This window comes from Streptomyces kebangsaanensis (assembly GCF_001906585.1).
Taxonomy (GTDB): domain Bacteria; phylum Actinomycetota; class Actinomycetes; order Streptomycetales; family Streptomycetaceae; genus Streptomyces; species Streptomyces kebangsaanensis.
The window spans coordinates 17,412-19,933 of record NZ_JUJA01000057.1 but is presented as its reverse complement, the minus strand read 5'-3'; the positions used below and the strand labels follow the sequence as shown (position 1 = coordinate 19,933).

Annotated in this window: 2 protein-coding genes; both read left to right on the top strand. The window is 71.4% G+C overall.

What is annotated here, in order from left to right; translation table 11 throughout:
• Positions 1-139 precede the first annotated feature (139 nt).
• Positions 140-1,267, top strand: coding sequence for a PP2C family protein-serine/threonine phosphatase (locus tag RH94_RS08100; RefSeq protein ID WP_107428660.1), 1,128 nt, complete (start codon positions 140-142; stop codon positions 1,265-1,267).
• 179 nt (positions 1,268-1,446) lie between these two features.
• Positions 1,447-2,490 (top strand): L-glyceraldehyde 3-phosphate reductase, encoded by a 1,044-nt coding sequence (gene mgrA, locus RH94_RS08095; RefSeq protein ID WP_073946950.1) that lies wholly within the window; start codon positions 1,447-1,449, stop codon positions 2,488-2,490.
• Positions 2,491-2,522: the final 32 nt, after the last annotated feature.

The following is a 2,522-nucleotide window of genomic DNA, read 5'->3' as shown; positions in this document are numbered from 1 at the left end:
GGGCCGGGCGGGGCACTGTGGCTGGTCGTGGACCGAGTGGCTGCGTTCGCACGCCGTGCCGTCGCGGTGCACTGTGGTAGGCGTGAGTTCCTGGCAGTCACGTTTCGCCGACCGCACGCAGTCGGGGCAGTCGGGCCACATGCTGCTGCTGATCCCGGTCGCGCTCATCGTCGTCATCACCGTGTCCAACATCCTGGCGCCGGCCGACATCCAGCTCGGTCCGCTGCTGGCGATCGCCCCCGCGCTCGCCGCGTGGTTCGCGGGGCCGTGGACGACGGGGTTCATCGGCGCGGCGTCGGTGGCGGCCCAGGCGTTCGCGGGCTGGCGGCTGGGCGTGCTGACGTCGCGGAACATGATCGTGCAGATGATCGCTCTCGCGCTGCTCTCCCTGCTGGTCGTGGCCCTGTGCGTGGTCCGCGACCACCGTGCGCGCGAGCTGGCGCAGGTACGTTCGGTGGCCGAGGCCGCTCAGCGGGTGCTGCTGTGGCCCCTGCCGAACCGACTGGGTTCCTTGCAACTCGCCTGTCTGTACCTGGCCGCCGAGGACGAGGCGTCGATCGGCGGCGATCTGTATGCCGCCGCCCGCACCAACAGCGGGGCCCGGGTGATGATCGGGGACGTGCGCGGCAAGGGCCTGCCGGCCATCGGCGAGGCGGCCCTGCTGCTCGGCGCGTTCCGCGAGGCCGCGCACCACCACGCCGCCCTGCCCTCGCTGGCCGCCTCCCTGGAACGGAGCATCACCCGCTACCTCGCCGACTTCGAACCCGAGGAGGAACAAGGGGAACGTTTCGTCACCGCACTGCTGCTGGAGATACCGGACGACGAGCCGGTCATACGGATGACCAGCTGCGGCCATGTGGCACCGCTGCTGCTCGGCCCGGACAAGGAGGTCACGGCGCCGGAACTCACTCCCGCCCCGCCGCTCGGGGTCGGCCTGACCGAGCCGGACGGCTCCGTCGTCGACATGCTGCCCTTCGACCGCGGCAGCACCCTGCTCCTCTACACCGACGGTGCCGTCGAGGCCCGCGATCGCGACGGCGTCTTCTATCCGCTGGCCGAGCGGATCACCCAGTGGGCCGGGAGCTCTCCGGACGCCCTGCTCCACCACATCCAGCGCGACCTGCTCGCCCACACCGACGGGCGCCTCAACGACGACGTCGCCCTCATCGCGATCCGCCGCACCCCCACGCCGTCCCGCCACCGCTTCGGACGCGGCCCCCAGCCCGGTGCTTCCGCCGAGGACACCGCCCCGTCGCCGTCCTCCTGAACCCCGTGGGCCGGGGGTCATGACGCGGGCGGGCCCGGCCGCCCCGCCGGATTCAGAAACGGCGGTGCTGAATCCGATGAGAGACGACGGTTGGACTTCAGGATCACTCGGGAGCAAGGTGGGGGCGTCCCCCCGGGCCCGGGGGGACGCCCCGCACCGCACCACCCGGAGATCACCCGATGACCTATGTCGCGGATCCTGAGCGTTACGACGGCACCATGCGCTACCGGCGCACCGGCCGCTCGGGACTCGACCTGCCCGTCCTGTCCCTGGGCTACTGGCACAACTTCGGCGACAACCGGCCGTTCGAGACCCAGCGCGAGATCGCCCTGCGCGCCTTCGACCTCGGCATCACCCACCACGACCTGGCGAACAACTACGGCCCGCCCTACGGCTCCGCGGAGATCAACTTCGGCCGGCTGATGAAGCAGGACCTCGCGCCGTACCGGGACGAGATGGTGATCTCCACCAAGGCGGGCTGGGACATGTGGCCCGGCCCCTACGGCCAGGGCGGCGGCTCGCGCAAGTACCTGCTCGCCTCGCTCGACCAGTCGCTGAAGCGCACGGGCCTGGACTACGTCGACATCTTCTACTCCCACCGGCTGGACGCGAGCACGCCGCTGGAGGAGACGATGGGCGCGCTGGACACCGCCGTGCGCCAGGGCAAGGCCCTCTACGTCGGCATCTCCTCCTACGACGCCGAGCGCACCCGGCAGGCCGCCGCCATCCTGCGCGAGCTGGGCACCCCGCTGCTGATCCACCAGCCGTCGTACAGCATGGTCAACCGCTGGATCGAGACCGAGGGGCTGCTGGAGACCGCCGAGGAGGAGGGCTTCGGCGTCATCGGCTTCACCGCCCTGGCCCAGGGGCTGCTGACCGACCGCTACCTGAACGGCGTCCCCGAGGACTCGCGGGCCGCTCAGGGCACCTCGTTCGACACGTCCTGGCTCTCCGAGGAGATGCTGCAGCGGCTGCGGGCCCTGAACGACATCGCGGCCCGCCGCGGGCAGTCCCTCGCCCAGATGGCCCTCGCCTGGGCGCTGCGCGACCGGCGCGTCACCTCCCTGGTCATCGGCGCCTCCCGCGTGGAGCAGCTGGAACAGAACGTGGCCGCGCTGGAGAACCCGGACTTCAGCGACGAGGAGCTGGCGGAGATCGACAAGTACGCCGCCGAAGGCGGCGTCGACCTGTGGCGGGCGGCGCGCACCGGAGAACTCGGCTGATCCATGTCCACCGGTGGTAAACCGGGCACGCC

Excerpts from the sequence above, each read along its gene's own strand:
- mgrA (WP_073946950.1), top strand. The coding sequence starts at position 1,447 with ATGACCTATGTCGCGGATCCTGAGCGTTACGACGGCACCATGCGCTAC.
- RH94_RS08100 (WP_107428660.1), top strand. The coding sequence starts at position 140 with ATGCTGCTGCTGATCCCGGTCGCGCTCATCGTCGTCATCACCGTGTCC.